Raw genomic sequence first — 16,772 nt, forward strand, 5'->3', positions numbered from 1 at the left:
GTAGTGGACCAGGCCGTCCGAAGGAGTGATATTCCCCGCGATTTTTGCACTTAGGTCGCCCACTAATAGTTACTTTTATTGATTAAAAAGTTTGATTGAAAGAATAAATAAAAGGAGTAATGTTAATAATACTTTCTATGGAGGTTAAATATGTTGCGTGATTATTTAAAAGTGGAAAAAGAAGACCAGCTTGTTGAACAACAGAGTCGGCATGACAATAGCCAGCATTATTCTTCGGTGACCGAATGGGTTATTTTAAGTAAAGATGGCCAGCGCAAAGGCCGGGTATCCCTGTTTGACCGCTTCACCACCCGCCGCTCCTGGAGCGACAGTTTCCGCATTACGCAGTTCGATAATGCGGGTAAAGTGGTGGTGGATAAACTCACTGACGCGCTGTAAATCCTTCGGATTCCCGGCCTGACGGGAGAATATTAATACGCAAAATTAACACCTGCATAAAATATATTGATGCGTCGCCATCATGTTATTTTCTTTCTGCATACCGATAATCTAATGGGTAATTTTCGCCATGGTGCACAGCGCGAATTTTTAACCCGAAAAAATGCTGAATATAAGCCCGCTGGTCGGGCTTTTTTGCATGGTGCTCGCCATCTACGCCACAAAATGCCAAGGACATCCCGCGCTGGATTGTATACGATGTATATACGAATCGTAACGGTATATATCTATGGGAATCGTCAAAATCTCCGATCTGCTGCACGATGATATTCGTGATGCCAGCAAAGCCATGTCCCGCTCCGTCAATGCCCAGGCGGAATACTGGATCCGTCTGGGCATGATGAGCGAACTCTACCCTGAGCTTAACCACCAGCAGATCAAACTGCTGATGCTGAAATCCGGCTCTGACCGTCTGCTGGAGGTGATCAATGCCATCAATAATCATTAAAACCGCCGACGAACTCGCCCGGCAGCGCCATGCCGGCCAGCTGCTGGCGTCAGTGTTTGATATGCTGGATACTTTTATCGTTCCCGGCGTAACGACGATGGCGATTAACGATCGAGTGGAAGATTTTATCGTCAACCAGCTGCACGCCCGCCCGGCCAGCAAGGGGCAATACGATTTTCCCTATGTGTTGAACACTTCCATTAACGATGTGGTGTGCCACGGGATCCCCAAAGCGACCGAACATCTGCGCTCCGGGATGATTGTTAACGTCGATATCACCCTCGAGAAAGCGGGCATGATTGCCGACTCCAGTAAGATGTACCTGATAGGCGATGTCTCCCCGCTGGCCCGCCGGCTGGTAAAGACTACCTATGAAGGGATGTGGAAAGGCATTGAGGTGGTGAAGCCTGGCGCGACGCTGGGCGATATTGGCCACGCTATTCAGCGCTGGGTGGAGGAACATGGCTATAGCGTGGTCAGAGAATATTGCGGTCACGGCGTCGGTCAGGAAATGCATGAGGAACCGCAGGTGCTGCATTACGGCCGCCCCGGAGAAGGCACCGTGCTGCAGGAAGGCATGGTGTTCACCATTGAGCCGATGGTCAACCAGGGCGACAGCCGTATCAAAACCAAAAAAGATGGCTGGACGGTGGTTACCCGCGATAAAAAACTCTCCGCGCAATGGGAGCACACCGTGGCCGTCACCGCCAACGGTTTTGAGGTGCTGACGTTACGCGACGATGAACAGTCGCGGATCCGCTGAGTTGCTTCCCTTTCTCTATGACGGTGGGCCGCTTTCCGATCCCGGAGCTCGCTTGGGCGCCAGACGACACCTGATTGTGCCGCCGGGCGGCGGCAATAATTGTTTTCATGAATGATTTTCTGCGCGCGCGTCTGCCCGCTGGTTATGGCTGATGCGCGCATAAACCGCACAACGGTTTATCCTTTACCTCCTTGCATCAGCTTACTCTTCATTGCCTTTATCCCGCCTTAGCGATAGCGAATAATGACATCCGCTTCACTATGCTGCGCATTTCGCCAGTGAATACTGACCTCACCACGATTGTCCGGCATGGCGTAGCGAGGACGGTTGTTTGTCAAGGCGACCTGTTCCGGTGAATGGTGCTGGCACGAGACATCGATACGATCGTGCCGGGGGGCGATAACACAGGCCGGATTGATGACCCGTCCTGAAAAATGAACCTGGCCGGAAAGCGCAGCAGACGACGCCAGCGGCGCCAGGCACAGACATAGCAGAGCGAGACGGAATGGAGACATAGCAATCTTCCTTGATAACGGGTGACACTGCGCGGCACAGCATCGTTTCTGTGCCCTACAACCTGCGGCTTCCTGCCGTCACTCCACGCTACTGCAAAATAGCGGCAGCGTAAATGATTATTCCGGGCCACCCGGTCAACTGCCGGGATTAACAGCAACTTTTTCGTAAAATTTGCTCAGAACAGTTATCTCCCGGAAATAATGCATTATACGTATGGGACTCTTTTTTAATATTTAATGAGATTATACTTACACCAAAAAATAAATAATGTTACAGCTTAACACATCTTATCAATGGGCCTTTACGATGTTCTCCGTATAATCCCGCCCCCGACGGTAATATACATTAGCGATGCTTACCGTTTTTTTGTGAACAGAAATAAAAAACATGCTTTAAAAATGTTAAATGCTTTTGTTAACTTGTTATTATTTAATAAGGTTTGAGTATGAAAGAAAAAGGCACCCTGCTGGTTGTTGGTTCACTGCTGGCCTTAAGTCTGGCTACTGTGACCACCGCCCGCGCGGCGGGTACACTGAATTTCACCGGTAAAATTATTAACGAGTCCTGCCAGATCGCCAATAACGGTGGCGATGTTAATGTCGATTTTGGCAACGTCGATATGTCGGCGCTGAAATCCCATGAAGCGAAAACCGCAGAAACGCCGTTCACCATCAACCTCACCGGTTGCCCACTGGCGCAGAACATCAGTATCAGCCTGGAAGGTACTCCGGACACCAACGCTAACGGCACCAGCGCCGCCGTGCTGGCGCTCTCCGACGCCGCGGATACCGCCAAAGGGGTGGGCATTGAAGTCTTCTCTTCCCCTGACGGCTCAACGGAAGGCACTCAGCTGACCTTTGACAAGCAGAGCAAAACGGCGGTTTCGCAAGCCGACGAAAACGGTGATATTGCATTTAACTTTATTGCCGATCTGAAGAGCGATTCCTCACAGGATGTCACTGCCGGCAATATTAATGCCACGGCCAATATTGATATTGTGTACGAATAGAATGTCCTGATTGCCACTTTTCCAAGGGCAGCGTCCTCCTGCCCTTATTCGCTTCCTCGTGACCGGATCCTCAATTATGCAGTGTTATAAAGCGGCTTTTATCCTGAGCCTTCTCTTTTGCCCGTTCCTGGCGTCTGCCGCCGGGGTTGCCATTGCCGGCACACGTGTCATTTATAATGAACAAAGCCATGAGGCAGACATCACGGTAAAAAACACCAATCCTCACGATCCGGTGCTTATTCAGAGCTGGGTAGACGATCTGGCTGATAATAATAAATCACCGTTTATCGTCACCCCGCCATTGTTCCGTCTGGATGCCGGAGACAGCAACGATCTGCGCGTGTTATTAACCTCGGCGCAACTGCCAAACGATCGGGAAAGTTTGTTCACCCTGAATATCAAAGTGATTCCCGCCAATACCGCGCCGGCTGGCGAGAACATTCTGCAATTTGCTATTAAGAATCAACTGAAGCTCATTTATCGCCCGGCAGGGCTCCCTGGTTCTGCGCTCGACGCGGCGCAGCACCTGCGCTGGCGGGTCAGCGGCAACCATCTGCAGGCGGAGAATGCCTCCCCCTATTATGTGACTATCACCACGCTCAGCTGCGCGGGCCAGAACCAGAAAACGCCGCTTGAGCGCAGCGTGATTGCTCCTCACAGCCGTGAAGAGTATTCCCTCCCCGGCGAGGCCTGCGCCCGCGAGGTGAGCTGGCGCATTCTGGATGACTTTGGCGCTGTGCAGACGTTTAGCGCCCCCGTTTCGGCGCACTAAGCGTCTGATGTCGCGATGCGCCACGGCCCGGTTCATACCGTTACCGTCGTCAGCCTCTCCATCCTGCTGGGCGGACAGAGCGCGCTCTTGCACGCCCAGGCGACCTTTAATATGGATCTGCTGGAGAAAAACGACCATTTGCCGGCAGTGGATCTGCAACGCTTCAATCAGCAGGCGGGCCAGCCGCCAGGCGCCTATCCGGTGAGCTGGCAGGTCAACGGCGTCACGCTGGACGCCCGTAAGACCGTCACGTTTCGCCAGAACGATCGCGGACAGCTCACGCCCTGCCTTAAGCCGGAAGATCTGCTGCAGGCCGGAGTTAACCCGGCCGTGCTGTCCCAGGCGCCCGGCGCAACGTCCCGCTCATGTCCCGAACTCAACGCACTGCTGCCGGGCAGCACGGTCAATTTCGATTTTGCTCATCAGCGGCTGGTAATGACCATTCCTCAGGCGCTGATGACGCACCGGGCGAGGGATAATGTTCCCTCTGCGCTGTGGGACGAAGGTATTAGCGCCTTTCAGAGTAACTATCGTTATTCAGGCGCCAGCCAGCGTACCCGCGAGGGCAGCACCGAGCGCGATAACTATCTGATGTTGAAAAGCGGCGTGAACGTCGGCGCCTGGCGCCTGCGCGCCAGCAATAGCCTGACCGTCAACAGCGATGATAAGCCCCAGTGGACGACCAGCGGCGCCTGGCTTGAGCGCGACCTGACGCGCTGGCAGAGTGAACTGACCCTCGGAGATACCTTCACGTCGGGCGATGTGTTTGACGCGGTACAGTTTCAGGGAATATCCCTCGCCTCCAGCGATGCGATGCTCCCGGACTCGCAGAAAGGTTTTGCCCCGACCATCCGCGGGATTGCCAGAACCAACGCCCAGGTCACGGTTCGGCAAAATGGCTACGTGCTGTATCAAACCTACGTCACCCCCGGCGCGTTCGTGATTGACGATCTTTATCCCACCGCCAGTAGCGGCAATCTTGAGGTTGCCGTCAAAGAGTCGGATGGCGAAATCCGCCGATTCACCCAGCCGTATGCTTCGGTGACCAGCATGCAGCGCGAAGGCAGCCTGAAATACAACCTGGTCGCCGGGCGCTACCATAGCGACGATGCCAGCCAGCGGCCGTTGATGATGCAGCTGTCGCTGATGCGCGGGTTCGCCCACAATCTGACGCTGTTTGGCGGACTGCAGAGCGCGGCGCAATACCATAACCTCTCGCTCGGCGCAGGACAGGGTTTGGGAGAAGCCGGGGCGCTCTCGCTGCAGCTGTTAAACGCCCGCGACCGGCACCAGCAGGATCCGATCGATGGCCGGGCCTGGCAGCTCCAGTACAGCAAAGGTTTTGATCGTCTCGGCACGCAGTTGACTTTCACCGGCTGGCGTTATTCGCATCAGCGCTATGCCACGCTGAGCGAGGCGTTTTCCAGCCCGGGTAGCGACGACGACTTGCAGGATAGCGACAACAAAAAAGCAACCCTGCAAATCACCGCCAGCCAGAGCCTGCCGTACGATATCACCCTCTATCTGAGTCTCGACCAGGACAGCTACTGGTCAGGGGGCGCCACACAGCGTACCGCCAATATGGGGATCAGCAGCCAGGTTCACGGTATCGCGTGGTCGCTCAGCTACAGCGACTCCCGCAGCAGCCACGGTGACGAGGAGGATGACGAGCCGCATTCCGACAAAGTGGTGACGTTGTCACTTTCCGTGCCGTTGAGCCACCTGCTGCCGGGGAGCTATGCCGGCTATACCCTGACCTCCTCCCGCCACAGCGTTGGCAGTCAGATGGTCAGCCTCAACGGCACATTGCTGGACAATCACGCGCTTAGCTACGCCGTCAGCCAAACCCGCGATCGGCAAAACGGGTCCAGCGGCAGCCTGACGGCCGGGTACAGCAGTGGAAGGGGCGATCTGAATCTCGGCTACAGCCACGATTCGCAGTCCGCTCGTCTGAACTACGGCGCCAGCGGGGGCATTCTGATTCACCGCCACGGGGTAGTCTTTACGCCGGAAATGAATGGCGCTGTCGTCCTGATTGACGCCGGTGGCGCCGGGGGTGTGACCCTCGCCAACCAGAAAACCATCGCCACCAATGGTGACGGGTACGCCGTGCTGCCCTTCGCCACCGCCTATCACCGCAACGACGTCTCTCTCGATAGCCATTCGCTGCCGGAGAATGTGGATCTGGCCAACAGCACCGTGACGCTGGTCCCTACCAAAGACGCGGTGGTTCTGGCGCGCTTTCACACCCACGTTGGCTATAAGGCGCTGTTTACGCTGCAGTCGCGAGGACAACCGCTGCCCTTTGGCAGCGAAGTACGCGTCAAAGACACCAACAGCATCGTTGCCAGCGAGGGTCAGGTGTACCTGGCCGGCTTGGCGCCAAAAGGCACCCTGTATGCGCAATGGGGGCCAGGCCCTCAGCAGCGCTGTAGCGCCCGCTACGATCTCACCCCGACGCTGGCGCAGACCCCCCATCCACTCATCTTACAGCAGACGTTATCATGTCCTTTTTAACTCTCCTGCGTCGGGTCGCCCTGACGCTGTTATTCACTCTGTTACCGGCCGCCAGCGGATGGGCCTGTACGCCAGTGTTTGTCCGCGGCCAGGCCTCCACCCTTCGGCTGAACGTGGGGCAGCTCACGGTTCCGGCTGACGCCAGACCCGGCACCCCGCTGTATCATAAAAGTTTCGCCTGGAACCGCCTTAGCGACGGCGGCGAACAGTGGATCCGCTGCGCGGACGATCCGCACGGGTTGTCGCCGCTGTTGCTGGACAGTCTGCTGTCCGGGGGAGTGACGCGACCGACGGTTTATCAAACTAACCTCGCCGGCATTGGCGTTCGCGTATCGCTGCGCGCTATCGGCGGCTATGGCGGCTTTCCTGACCGGCCGACGCCCTCGCCGTTTAGCCAACGGGTGGACAATCCCGCCGCCTTGCCCGATGCGGTGTGGAAACTGGGCTATTTCCGCCTGACGATTGAGCTCATTAAAACCGGTCCCGCGGCGACGCCGGGCGAGCTTGAGTATCACAGCGAGCGCTTTTTAATGGCGGAGCATACCCCGCTGGCCGCGTTAGACTTAACCGGCAGGATCAGCACCGCGGGATGTTCAGTGAATGACGCCACGCCAGCCCTGATCAAGCTCCCTGCGGCGATGCTTGACCACTTCGGCGGCGTCGGCAAAACCACCGGCGACACCCCTTTCGCGCTGCAGCTGGATTGCAACAGCGCGGTCACTATTTCCCTGCGAGTTGACGGCGCGGAGCCCCTCTCCGCCCGGGGGCATGGCGTTCTGCGCAATGACGCCACCGACGATCGGGCGCAGGGTATTGGCGTGCAGTTGCTTTACCATCGTCAGCCGGTCGTACTGAATCATGAGATGACGCTGGGCAGCGCGAGCGCGGGCCGGTTTACCCTGCCGCTCACTGCCCGCTACTACCAGACACGTTCCCGGATCACCGCCGGTCAGGTGTCGGCCGTCGCGACCTATACCTTGCATTATGACTAGGCGATGGCGAACCGACGGATGAAGCGGATGAAGGAATTGCTCTGACCGGCGAATCGTAAGAGAATAGCGCCTACACGCGACGATCTGAGTACACGGGAGTTCATCATCAGCCATTCTCGTCGATTCCCCTTAGCCAGCAAAGTGGCGCTGGCAGGCGCGGCGCTCATCGCCGCTGGCATGCTGTTCAGCTGCACTAGTAAAGCCCCTAAATCCCTTGTCACGCCGCCGAACGCTGCCGCCGTCAAAGCCGGGCAGGCGCACCGGGAGCCGGTGCGCGGCGTGTGGCTCACCACCGTTTCGCGCCTTGACTGGCCGCCGGTCGGGTCGATTATCGCCAGCACGCCGGAGAGCCGCATCACGCAGCAGAAGCTGGCGCTGATCGCTAAACTCGATAACCTGCAGCGCCTGGGGATCAACACCGTCTTTTTCCAGGTGAAACCGGACGGTACGGCGCTCTGGCGGTCGGATATTCTGCCGTGGTCCGATATGCTGACCGGCAAAATCGGCGAATACCCTGGCTACGATCCGCTGCAGTTTATGCTGGATGAAGCGCACAAGCGCGGCATGAAGGTTCACGCGTGGTTTAACCCCTACCGCGTCTCGGTCAACACCAAACCGTCGACGATTGCCGAGCTGAACAACACCCTCACCCAGGTACCGGCCAGCGTGTTCGTCCTGCACCGTAACTGGATCCGCACCGCCAGCGATCGCTTTGTCCTCGACCCGGGCATTCCCGAAGCACGGGACTGGATCACCAGCATCGTCGCTGAAGTGGTGCAGAACTACCCGATTGACGGCGTGCAGTTCGATGACTATTTCTATACCGAAACCGCCTCTTCACCGCTTAACGACAACGAGACTTTCCGCCGTTACGGGCAGGGCTATGCCTCGAAGGGCGACTGGCGGCGGCATAACACCCAGCAACTCATAGCCCAGGTTTCCACCACCATCAAAAAGCTCAATCCGAACGTCGAGTTTGGCGTGAGCCCGGCCGGGGTGTGGCGCAACCGCTCGCACGATCCGGCGGGGTCGGATACCCGGGGCGCGGCCGCCTATGATGAATCCTATGCCGATACCCGCAGCTGGGTGCAGCAGGGACTGCTCGACTACATCGCGCCGCAGATCTACTGGCCGTTTGCCCGCGATGCCGCGCGCTATGATGTGCTGGCCAACTGGTGGGCCGAGGTGGTTAAACCGACCCATACCCGGCTGTATATCGGCGTGGCGCTGTACAAGGTGGGTGAACCGTCCAAAAATGAGCCTGACTGGACGGTGGACGGCGGCGTGCCGGAGCTGAAAAAGCAGCTCGATCTCAATGAGACTCTGCCGCAGATCCAGGGCACCATCCTGTTCCGCGAAAACAACCTCAATCAGCCGCAAACCCGGCAGGCGGTTAACTATTTGCGCAGCCGCTGGGGGCAGCCGCAGAGCTAGCCGCCAGCCGGCTCTGCTATAGCGCCTGCAGCCCTTGCTGCAGGCGGGCGTGCAGCTTCAGCATGTTCTCTGTAATGGCCTGCCAGACGTGGCTGGAAAAGTCCGCCGGCAGCGTCCGGCGAGCGCTTTCGATTGCCTGCGGCACATGCCCGGCAAACTCCTGGAGGATCGCCAGCATCTGCTCCCGGGGAAAGTTCACCGCTTTGGCCGTCGCCAGAAAATGACGCGGATAGATGGCGTTAATCTCTGTTTTACGCCCTTTTGTGGCATTGAGCCCCATCGACAGCTTCAGATCGCGCAGATGCAGTCCCGTGCCGCCCAGCACCGGAAACGCCGAAATAATGTCGTAGAACGGTGTTAAGCGGTAGCTGCCGCCGGGCAACAGGTAAATTGAGAAGTTTTTTGCGTGACCGTCCGTCGCCCCCGTCAGCCACTGGAAGACCATGAACTTCATAAAGTCATAGCGATCTTTCAGCGCTTCACTCGAGCCCAGCAGAAAGGTCATGATCGCGGCGATACCCGGCCCGCCGTCAGACTCATATTTCATCGCTGAAGGAAGACCAAAAGCCTGACACAGATCCTCCTGCGGCAGACGCAGCAGCACCCGTCCCTCCTGCGCCCAGCGCCGGTCGAAGCGGGTTACCGCCAGGGCGCGGATCCGCGGGGTGGCGATGATCTCCGCTTCCGGCACCGCCAGGCCCAGTTCTCTGGCCAGCGCCAGGCACAGATACTCATTATCCACGCTTTCACGCAGATCCAGCGTCGCATTGGGCTGCTTGATCTCGCAGATGGGCAGCTTAATGATATGCGTGGTCGGCGTGGCGCCCTGCGGAATACACCACTGCTCGCCCATCCGCAGCAGCGCCGTTTTCTCCTGGGCGCCGGCCACCGAGATACGGAAATCGTCCTGGCCGGTAATCATCCCGAGGGGGATATCCGACTGGTAAGCGGTCAGCAAAGCGGTGAGCTGCGCCTCGTCCAGTGTCTGCCAGCGTAATCCTTCCAGGTGCGCCTCTTCCCCCGGCGGCAGGAGGGTCACCGCCCCTACGCTATCCCGCCCGACTTCGGCCAGCAGATCGAACGGCTGCTTCGAGCGCGCCTGATAGCGCCTGACGATCCGGTCGCGGACCTGCGGGCTGTCGGGCAGCAGGTTATCAAAATAGTGATACACCGCGTCGGCAGTGATATTGCCATACTGCAGCGGCAGTGAGAGGGAGAGCGGTCTGGCGCGCGGGCTGCGCAGCCACTCTTCGTCATAGCGAAAACTGTGCGCCCCGTTAGCCTGGCGGGTTAAGGTTCCCACGCGCACATTGTTCATCCAGGTGGTAAGCGTCGCCATTACCAGTCAAGGTCCGTGTTGTTATCGGGAGCCGGCGCCGTCTCAGCAGCTTTGGCGTTCAGCGTCATCACCACCCCCAGCGACTGGAGGATCTTAAACAGCGTGGTTAAGGTGGTTTTGTCGGGGTGATTTTCAAAATTGGACAGCGTGGCCTGCTTAATGCCGATCCGCCTGGCCAGCGCATCCTGGGTCCAGTGGTTCTGCTGGCGCAGCAGCTTCAGGTAATTGGCCAGCTGCACGGGACTGTATATCTGCGGGGAATTCATCGCCTTGTTCCTCACCATCATTTATCCCCCTGTCGGGATAAACTTGGTTTTATACCCTGTAGGGGATAATGTCAAGGTTATCCCCTGGTGGGGATAGGAGAATAATTATCCTTGAGTGGGGATAAAACAGGAAGGATGATCGCCGGAGCCACCTGTACATGCCCGGTGGCGGCTGCGCCTTACCGGGCCTACGGGCTGTCTCTGCCCGCTCCGTAACGATCCAGGCCGGGCAAGCGCAGCGCCGCCCGGCAGCGGGCAGACGGGCTTAGCTGCCGCGGTAGGTCGACCACCCGCCCGGGGCGATGAGAAAGGGCAGATGGAAATGGTCCTCTGCCGCCTCGCCGATAACAAAATCAATCTGCGCCTGGGTAAAGACGCTCTCGCGCCCGGCGCGGGCAAACCACGCCCCGGTTTCCGCTGTTAAGCAATAGCGCCCCGCCGGCAGCGGCGCGGCGCTAAAGGTGGCGATACGCCCCTGGGCGTTGGTCACCAGGTTCGCCAGCGTCTCGCCCTCCCGGCTCAGGCTGACCGTTACGCCTTCTGCCGGCGTACCGGTGGAAATATCCAGAATATGGGTGCTCAGGGTGCTCATTCGCCAATCACTCCTTCCAGTCTTAACATCGTAATCTCTCGCAGCTGGGCAAGCGCCTCGGCCACTTCTTCGTCGGCGGTATGCTGCAGCCGGCGCGTCAGCGCCTGCAACATCTCATCGCCGCTGCGCCCTTTGGCGCGGATTAAAAACACCCGGCCAAAGCGGGCTTCGTAGCGGGCATTCCCCTCCCGCAGGGCCTGCGCGAGCCGCTCATTCTCGCTGTCCACCGCCGACTGCTCCTGGCGCGACAGCGCCGCATGCGCCTGGCCGCCGGTCGGCTTTTCACCGATCCGCGGATGGGCGCTGAGCGCCGCGTTCAGCTCATCCTCTCCCCAGTTAGCCATCGCCTTACGGGCGGCCTGCAGCAGCGCATGGCGGCTGGCGAAAGGTCGTAAGCTCACCAGCATCTCGCCCCAGGCCGGGATCGCCACGCAAGGGGCCAGCAGCCCCGCCGCCTCATCTTTGCTCAGGCTGTTAAACTGACTCAGCGCGATCATCCTGACTCCTTAACGATTTCGTCGCCGCCTGCTCCTGCGGCAGAATAAGGTTCAGCGCTATCGCTACCAGCCCACCGCTGGTGGCCGCCGAACCGAACAGATCGCCGACCATCGGCGGAAAATGGCTGAGAAACGCCGGCACCGACTCCACGCCAAGACCCGCGCCAAACGCCAGCCCCACGATCAGCACATCGCGACGGCTCAGCGGGGTCTGGGTAATAATCCGGATCCCGGCCGCCACCACGCAGCCAAACATCACCATCGTGGCGCCCCCCAGCACCGGCGCCGGGATCTGCCGCAGCAGTTCGCCCACCGGGGGAAACAGCCCGAGCAGGATCAGAATCACGCCAATGTAGCGTCCGACATAGCGGCTGGCCACCCCGGTCATCTGGATCACGCCGTTGTTCTGCGCGAAGGTGGTGTTCGGAAAAGCACAGAGCATGGCCGCCACCATACAGCTGACGCCATCCGCCAGGATACCGCCCTTCAGCCGGTTACGGAAAGCGCGATCGTCAACAGACTGTTGCGAAATCAGCGAGTTGGCCGTCAGATCGCCCACCGCCTCCAGAATACAGACCAGCGACACCAGGGCGACCGGCAGAAATATCGCGCTGTTAAACTGAAAGCCAAACGGAAACAGCGTCGGCAGGCGAAACAGGGTGTCGCCCAGGCTGTGAAGATGGAACTGACCGCTCAGCCCCGCTGCGATGCAGCCCACGGCAATGCCCACCACCACCGAGGAGAGCCGCAGCCAGCGGTTTTTGGCGCAGCTCAGCAGGACGATAACCCCGAGGGTGCCCGCCCCGAGCGCGATATTGCTCATGCTGGCGAAATCCTCGGCCTTTTCCCCACCGCACCAGTTGATGACGCTGACCTTGATCAGGCTGATGCCGATCAGCGCAATCACGCTGCCGGTAATGATGGGAGTAAAGATTTTCTTCAGCGGTTCGATAAAGCGGCTGACAATCACCGGCACCAGAGCGGCGACAAAGTTAACGCCAAACAGCATCGCCATCATATCCTGCGGCCCGCCGCCCTGGGCTTTTACCCACATCCCTCCGGCCACCGTCACGCCGAGGAAGGCAAAACTGGTGCCCTGCATGCAGATCATCCCGGCGCCGATGCCCCATACCCGATTGGACTGCAGAAAAGTGCCGATGCCCGAGGCCAGCAGCGACATACTGATGAGATACGGCAGCCAGTCGCCAAGCCCGAGGGTAGCGCCGATGATCAGCGGCGGCGTGATGATCCCCACCAGGCCCGCCAGCACATGCTGGAGAGCGCTGAAAAAGGCCGGAAGCGGTGGGATCCGCTGTTCAAGGCCGTAAAGCAGACCACTGTGATGTTCGTCAGACATAGTGATATCCCGTAGCAAAGAGAAGTGCATGGGCTAGTGCACAAAGCAGGCCAGAGACGACAAAAGGGCACCAATAAATTTATTACCACTCCAAAATCATCAACTTAGATTACGCTCGTGATGCATCACCCCTCTTCGCTGCTGAACCAGGCGTCTGAAACGATAGATTCTTAATGCAACATACAGAAACTTTTGATTCATAAAAAGGCAACCAATACCTCACATTGCACCGATGCGGTGCGTCATGAGCCATCGCTGTGCCTCAGGCAGGCGGTTTTCCTCCCTCCAGCGAACTGGTACGCAAATTGCTGTAGTCAGTCACAACATCGGGAGAAGGAGAAAAAAATGAAAGCAATCGTGATTGGCGCCGGCATCGGCGGTTTAAGCGCGGCAGTGGCGCTCAAACAGTCGGGGATCGACTGCGACGTCTATGAAGCGGTGAAAGAGATCAAACCGGTCGGCGCAGCGATTTCCGTGTGGCCCAACGGCGTGAAGTGCATGGCCCACCTCGGCATGGGCGACATCATGGAGACCTTCGGCGGGCCGCTGCGCCGGATGGCGTATCGTGATTTCCGCAGCGGCGAGAACATGACCCAGTTCAGTCTCGCCCCGCTGATCGAACGCACCGGCAGCCGCCCCTGCCCGGTCTCCCGGGCAGAACTGCAGCGGGAAATGCTGGATTACTGGGGACGGGACAGCGTGCAGTTCGGCAAACGCGTCACCCGCTGTGAAGAAGACGCCGACGGCGTGACGGTATGGTTTACCGACGGCAGCAGCGCCAGCGGCGATCTGCTGATTGCCGCCGACGGCAGCCATTCCGCACTGCGTCCGTGGGTGCTGGGCTTTACCCCGCAGCGCCGCTACGCCGGCTACGTCAACTGGAACGGTCTGGTGGAGATAGATGAAGCGCTGGCGCCCGGCGATCAGTGGACCACCTTTGTCGGCGAAGGCAAGCGCGTCTCGCTGATGCCGGTCTCCGCCGGCCGGTTCTACTTTTTCTTTGATGTGCCGCTTCCGGCGGGTCTGGCGGAGGATCGTGACACCCTGCGCGCTGACCTCAGCCGCTACTTTGCCGGCTGGGCGCCGCCGGTGCAGAAGCTGATCGCCGCCCTCGACCCGCAGACTACCAACCGCATTGAAATCCATGATATCGAACCTTTCAGCCGCCTGGTGCGCGGCCGCGTCGCGCTGCTCGGCGATGCCGGACACAGCACCACCCCGGATATTGGCCAGGGAGGCTGCGCGGCGATGGAAGATGCAGTGGTGCTGGGCGCCGTTTTCTGCCAGACCCGAGATATTGCGGCCGCCCTGCGCGAGTATGAAGCCCAGCGCTGCGACCGGGTTCGTGACCTGGTGCTGAAGGCGCGTAAACGGTGCGATATTACCCACGGGAAGGATATGCAGCTCACCGAAGCCTGGTACCAGGAGCTGCGTGAGGAGACCGGGGAGCGCATTATCAACGGCATGTGCGACACCATCCTCAGCGGGCCGCTGGGCTGACCGTCGCCATGGATTCGATCACCGCACTCAGCGTCTGAATGGCCATTTGCGCGGGCCGCGAAAGCTGACGCGAGGGCGCAGTACACAGCGCCAGGGTCAGCGGTCGCAACAGCGTACTGCGCAGCGGGACAAAGGCCAGCTGTCCACGCTGGACCTCGTCCAGCACGTCGAGCAGGCTAAGGAGCGTCACGCCGCTACCGCGTAGCACCAACGACTTGATAAGCCGGATATCATTGCAGCTGATGGTATTCTCCGGCGCAAAGTCATGGTGGCGATAGAGGAGCGCCACCCGCTCATGGACGATCAGCGGCGCGCCGGGCACGATATGCCGCTCCAGGCTGAGCTCGCCCAAAGACAGCGCCTTCGCCCCCGCCAGGGGATGGTCCGGACGCATCACAATCCCCACCTCCAGTTCGGCAAAGGCCAGCACGCTGAGTCCAGCCTGCCCCTGCGGATCGAGGATCAGGCCGACGTCCAGGTCCGCCTGACGCACTTTCTGGCTGACGGTGTGGCTGTCAGCCACCTGCAGATCCAGCTCCAGCCACGGCCAGCTGGCGATGATCTCCGCCAGCGCGGCGGCGAACCCCCCTTCCGCCAGCGCCTGCACCATGCCAACGCTAACGCTTCCGCGCTTCATCCCCTGCAGCTCATCGAATTTCTGCCGCGTCTGGCGAAACTCCTTTTGCCAGCGCAGCAGGTTGTCATACAGCAACTCACCGGCGGTGGTCATCCGCAGTCCCTCCGGCAGGCGCTCGAACAGCGGGGTACCGAAGGCCTCCTCGGCCTGCAGGATCTGGCGGTTAATTGCCGAGGCGGAGATATGCAGCTGCTCGGCGGCCCGGCGCAAGCTGCCGCAGCGGGCCACGGCGATGAAATAGTGCGCGAAACGGGAAAATGGACTCATGGCACCCCTGTACTCTTTTTTGCAACAGCAGAGTGAATTAATGGTGATGGATGTGAACACCCTAATATGACAACAATAATCTCACAACAATAAAACAATCACCGATGTGAGCAGGAAGAGAAATCATGAAGACAATCACCCCCACGCCCCCCGCCCATTGCACCTTTGAACCAGAGGACTGGCTGCGGCTGGCCCGCTGCTGGCACCCGGTGGCCCGCGCCTGCGATATTACCGGCGCCCCGGTGAAAGCCACCCTGCTGGACGAACAGCTGGTTATCTACCGTATTAAAGGCCAGGTGGTGGTCGCCCGCGACGTCTGCCCGCACCGCGGGGTGCCGCTGACCCTGGGGTTTCATGAAGAGGAAGGCATCGTCTGCCCCTATCATGGCCTGCGCTTTGGCGAGGATGGCCGCTGCAACCGCATCCCCTCCAGTCCGGGGCAACCCATTCCGGCCAAACTGCATCTCACCAGCTTCGCCGTGGAGGAGCGCTACGGGCTGATCTGGACCTGCCTGGCCTGCGATCCGGACAATCCGCCGCCGTTACCGACCATGCCGCACTGGGACGACGCCGGCTTTCAGCAAATCAACTGCCCGGCCTTCGAGGTAAAGGGATTTGCCGGCCGCCAGGTCGAAGGCTTTCTCGATGTCGCCCACTTCGCGTGGATCCACACCGATACCTTCGCCGATCCGGACAACCAGCAGGTGCCGGACTATACCCCGCAGGAGACGCCGTTCGGCTTTGTTGCCGACTACTGGAGCTCGGTGGGCAATTACCCGGCCAGCTCTGATTTCCGCGCGCCGGAAGGGTTCCAGTGGCTGCGTCACTTTGAAATGCATCTGCCGTTCACCGCTACGCTGACCATCCATTTTCCCGCCGACGCCAGGCTGGTGATCATGAACGCCGCCTCGCCGGTGTCGTCCCGGGTGACGCGGATGTTTGCCCCTATTGCCCGCAACTTCGATCTGCACGTGCCGGTGGAAGACGTACATGCGTTCAACCTGCGGGTATTTGAAGAGGACCGCCTGATGGTCGAGACCCAGCGTCCGGAACGGTTGCCGCTGGATCTGACCCTGGAGGCGCATATTCCGGCGGACCGCAGCTCTATCGCCTACCGGCGCGGGCTGAAGAAGATGGGCTTTGGCGATTTCTTTCTGGTATGAGTGGAGGTCATATGCGCGACATACTCCCGGTGGTGGTCGATGGCCTGTGGCGCCAGGGCGCGAAAAATCTGGCCGTTCGTCTGGTGAGCGCCGAGGGGCAACCGCTGCCGGCGTGGACGCCCGGCGCCCATATCGATCTCCATCTTCCCTGCGGGCTGATCCGTCAGTACTCCCTGACCGGCAGCCCGGCCGAACGGGATCGCTATCTGCTCTGCATCGCCCGCGAGTCGCAGTCTCGCGGGGG

The 16,772-nt window shown here is 59.4% G+C and carries 17 protein-coding genes and 1 pseudogene; 11 read left to right on the forward strand and 7 right to left on the reverse strand.

Going from position 1 to position 16,772, the window contains the following annotated elements:
* The first annotated feature begins 150 nt into the window (after window positions 1-150).
* From HMPREF9538_RS12745 to map, 3 genes are all read left to right on the forward strand, one after another.
* Complete coding sequence (locus HMPREF9538_RS12745; RefSeq protein ID WP_002904810.1) at window positions 151-399, forward strand: hypothetical protein; 249 nt, start codon at window positions 151-153, stop codon at window positions 397-399.
* Window positions 400-688: 289 nt separating this feature from the next.
* Window positions 689-907 (forward strand): ParD-like family protein, encoded by a 219-nt coding sequence (locus tag HMPREF9538_RS12740; RefSeq protein WP_002904808.1) that lies wholly within the window; start codon window positions 689-691, stop codon window positions 905-907.
* Window positions 888-1,670 carry a type I methionyl aminopeptidase gene (gene map, locus HMPREF9538_RS12735; protein WP_009485239.1) on the forward strand — a complete coding sequence of 261 codons (783 nt, stop codon included), beginning with the start codon at window positions 888-890 and terminating at the stop codon, window positions 1,668-1,670. The genes HMPREF9538_RS12740 and map overlap by 20 nt, the downstream gene beginning before the upstream one ends.
* 227 nt (window positions 1,671-1,897) lie before the next feature.
* On the opposite strand, the gene HMPREF9538_RS12730 is transcribed toward map, so the two are convergent.
* Window positions 1,898-2,185 (reverse strand): hypothetical protein, encoded by a 288-nt coding sequence (locus HMPREF9538_RS12730; protein ID WP_004176193.1) that lies wholly within the window; start codon window positions 2,183-2,185, stop codon window positions 1,898-1,900.
* 446 nt (window positions 2,186-2,631) lie between these two features.
* On the opposite strand from HMPREF9538_RS12730, the gene HMPREF9538_RS12725 reads away from it, so the two are divergent.
* The 5 genes from HMPREF9538_RS12725 (at window position 2,632) to HMPREF9538_RS12705 (ending at window position 8,910) form a co-directional block, all read left to right on the forward strand.
* Entirely contained in the window at window positions 2,632-3,195 is a 564-nt protein-coding gene (locus tag HMPREF9538_RS12725) for a fimbrial protein (protein ID WP_004143457.1), read from the forward strand.
* 76 nt (window positions 3,196-3,271) lie between these two features.
* The gene (locus tag HMPREF9538_RS12720; protein ID WP_004213066.1) at window positions 3,272-3,967 is read left to right on the forward strand and encodes a molecular chaperone; all 696 of its coding nucleotides are present in this window, start codon (window positions 3,272-3,274) and stop codon (window positions 3,965-3,967) included.
* 15 nt (window positions 3,968-3,982) lie between these two features.
* A complete protein-coding gene (locus HMPREF9538_RS12715; RefSeq protein WP_009485242.1) occupies window positions 3,983-6,484 on the forward strand; it encodes a fimbria/pilus outer membrane usher protein in 2,502 nt (833 codons plus the stop codon).
* Window positions 6,472-7,476, forward strand: a complete 1,005-nt coding sequence (locus HMPREF9538_RS12710; protein ID WP_009485243.1) for a fimbrial protein — start codon at window positions 6,472-6,474, stop codon at window positions 7,474-7,476. The genes HMPREF9538_RS12715 and HMPREF9538_RS12710 overlap by 13 nt, the downstream gene beginning before the upstream one ends.
* A gap of 141 nt (window positions 7,477-7,617) precedes the next feature.
* Complete coding sequence (locus HMPREF9538_RS12705; protein WP_002904794.1) at window positions 7,618-8,910, forward strand: glycoside hydrolase family 10 protein; 1,293 nt, start codon at window positions 7,618-7,620, stop codon at window positions 8,908-8,910.
* A 16-nt stretch (window positions 8,911-8,926) separates the two neighbouring features.
* Here the strand turns inward: HMPREF9538_RS12705 and HMPREF9538_RS12700 are convergent, their stop codons facing one another.
* From HMPREF9538_RS12700 to HMPREF9538_RS12680, 5 genes are all read right to left on the reverse strand, one after another.
* Window positions 8,927-10,249: a type II toxin-antitoxin system HipA family toxin gene (locus HMPREF9538_RS12700; protein ID WP_009485244.1), complete on the reverse strand. Its 1,323-nt coding sequence runs from the start codon at window positions 10,247-10,249 to the stop codon at window positions 8,927-8,929.
* Window positions 10,249-10,515 (reverse strand): type II toxin-antitoxin system antitoxin HipB, encoded by a 267-nt coding sequence (gene hipB / locus HMPREF9538_RS12695; RefSeq protein ID WP_002904790.1) that lies wholly within the window; start codon window positions 10,513-10,515, stop codon window positions 10,249-10,251. The genes HMPREF9538_RS12700 and hipB overlap by 1 nt, the downstream gene beginning before the upstream one ends.
* Window positions 10,516-10,780: 265 nt before the next feature.
* A complete protein-coding gene (gene uraH / locus HMPREF9538_RS12690; protein WP_009485245.1) occupies window positions 10,781-11,107 on the reverse strand; it encodes a hydroxyisourate hydrolase in 327 nt (108 codons plus the stop codon).
* Complete coding sequence (gene uraD, locus HMPREF9538_RS12685) at window positions 11,104-11,604, reverse strand: 2-oxo-4-hydroxy-4-carboxy-5-ureidoimidazoline decarboxylase (protein WP_002904787.1); 501 nt, start codon at window positions 11,602-11,604, stop codon at window positions 11,104-11,106. Before uraD ends, uraH begins: the two co-directional genes overlap by 4 nt.
* On the reverse strand, window positions 11,582-12,961 hold the full coding sequence (locus HMPREF9538_RS12680; RefSeq protein WP_004184021.1) for a nucleobase:cation symporter-2 family protein: 1,380 nt from the start codon (window positions 12,959-12,961) through the stop codon (window positions 11,582-11,584). Before HMPREF9538_RS12680 ends, uraD begins: the two co-directional genes overlap by 23 nt.
* Before the next feature lie 345 nt (window positions 12,962-13,306).
* Here HMPREF9538_RS12680 and hpxO point away from each other — a divergent pair, with 345 nt between their 5' ends.
* On the forward strand, window positions 13,307-14,461 hold the full coding sequence (gene hpxO / locus HMPREF9538_RS12675; RefSeq protein ID WP_009485247.1) for an FAD-dependent urate hydroxylase HpxO: 1,155 nt from the start codon (window positions 13,307-13,309) through the stop codon (window positions 14,459-14,461).
* Here the strand turns inward: hpxO and hpxR are convergent.
* Window positions 14,442-15,365, reverse strand: coding sequence for a LysR family hpxDE operon transcriptional regulator HpxR (gene hpxR, locus HMPREF9538_RS12670; protein WP_002904781.1), 924 nt, complete (start codon window positions 15,363-15,365; stop codon window positions 14,442-14,444). The genes hpxO and hpxR overlap by 20 nt on opposite strands.
* A 125-nt stretch (window positions 15,366-15,490) precedes the next feature.
* On the opposite strand from hpxR, the gene hpxD reads away from it, so the two are divergent.
* Together hpxD and HMPREF9538_RS12660 are read left to right on the forward strand one after the other, a co-directional pair.
* Window positions 15,491-16,528 carry a molybdenum cofactor-independent xanthine hydroxylase subunit HpxD gene (gene hpxD, locus HMPREF9538_RS12665; protein ID WP_009485248.1) on the forward strand — a complete coding sequence of 346 codons (1,038 nt, stop codon included), beginning with the start codon at window positions 15,491-15,493 and terminating at the stop codon, window positions 16,526-16,528.
* A gap of 11 nt (window positions 16,529-16,539) precedes the next feature.
* Window positions 16,540-16,772 (forward strand): annotated as a pseudogene (locus tag HMPREF9538_RS12660) (oxidoreductase); the annotation flags it as partial.

This window comes from Klebsiella sp. MS 92-3 (assembly GCF_000195655.1).
Lineage (GTDB): Bacteria > Pseudomonadota > Gammaproteobacteria > Enterobacterales > Enterobacteriaceae > Klebsiella > Klebsiella pneumoniae.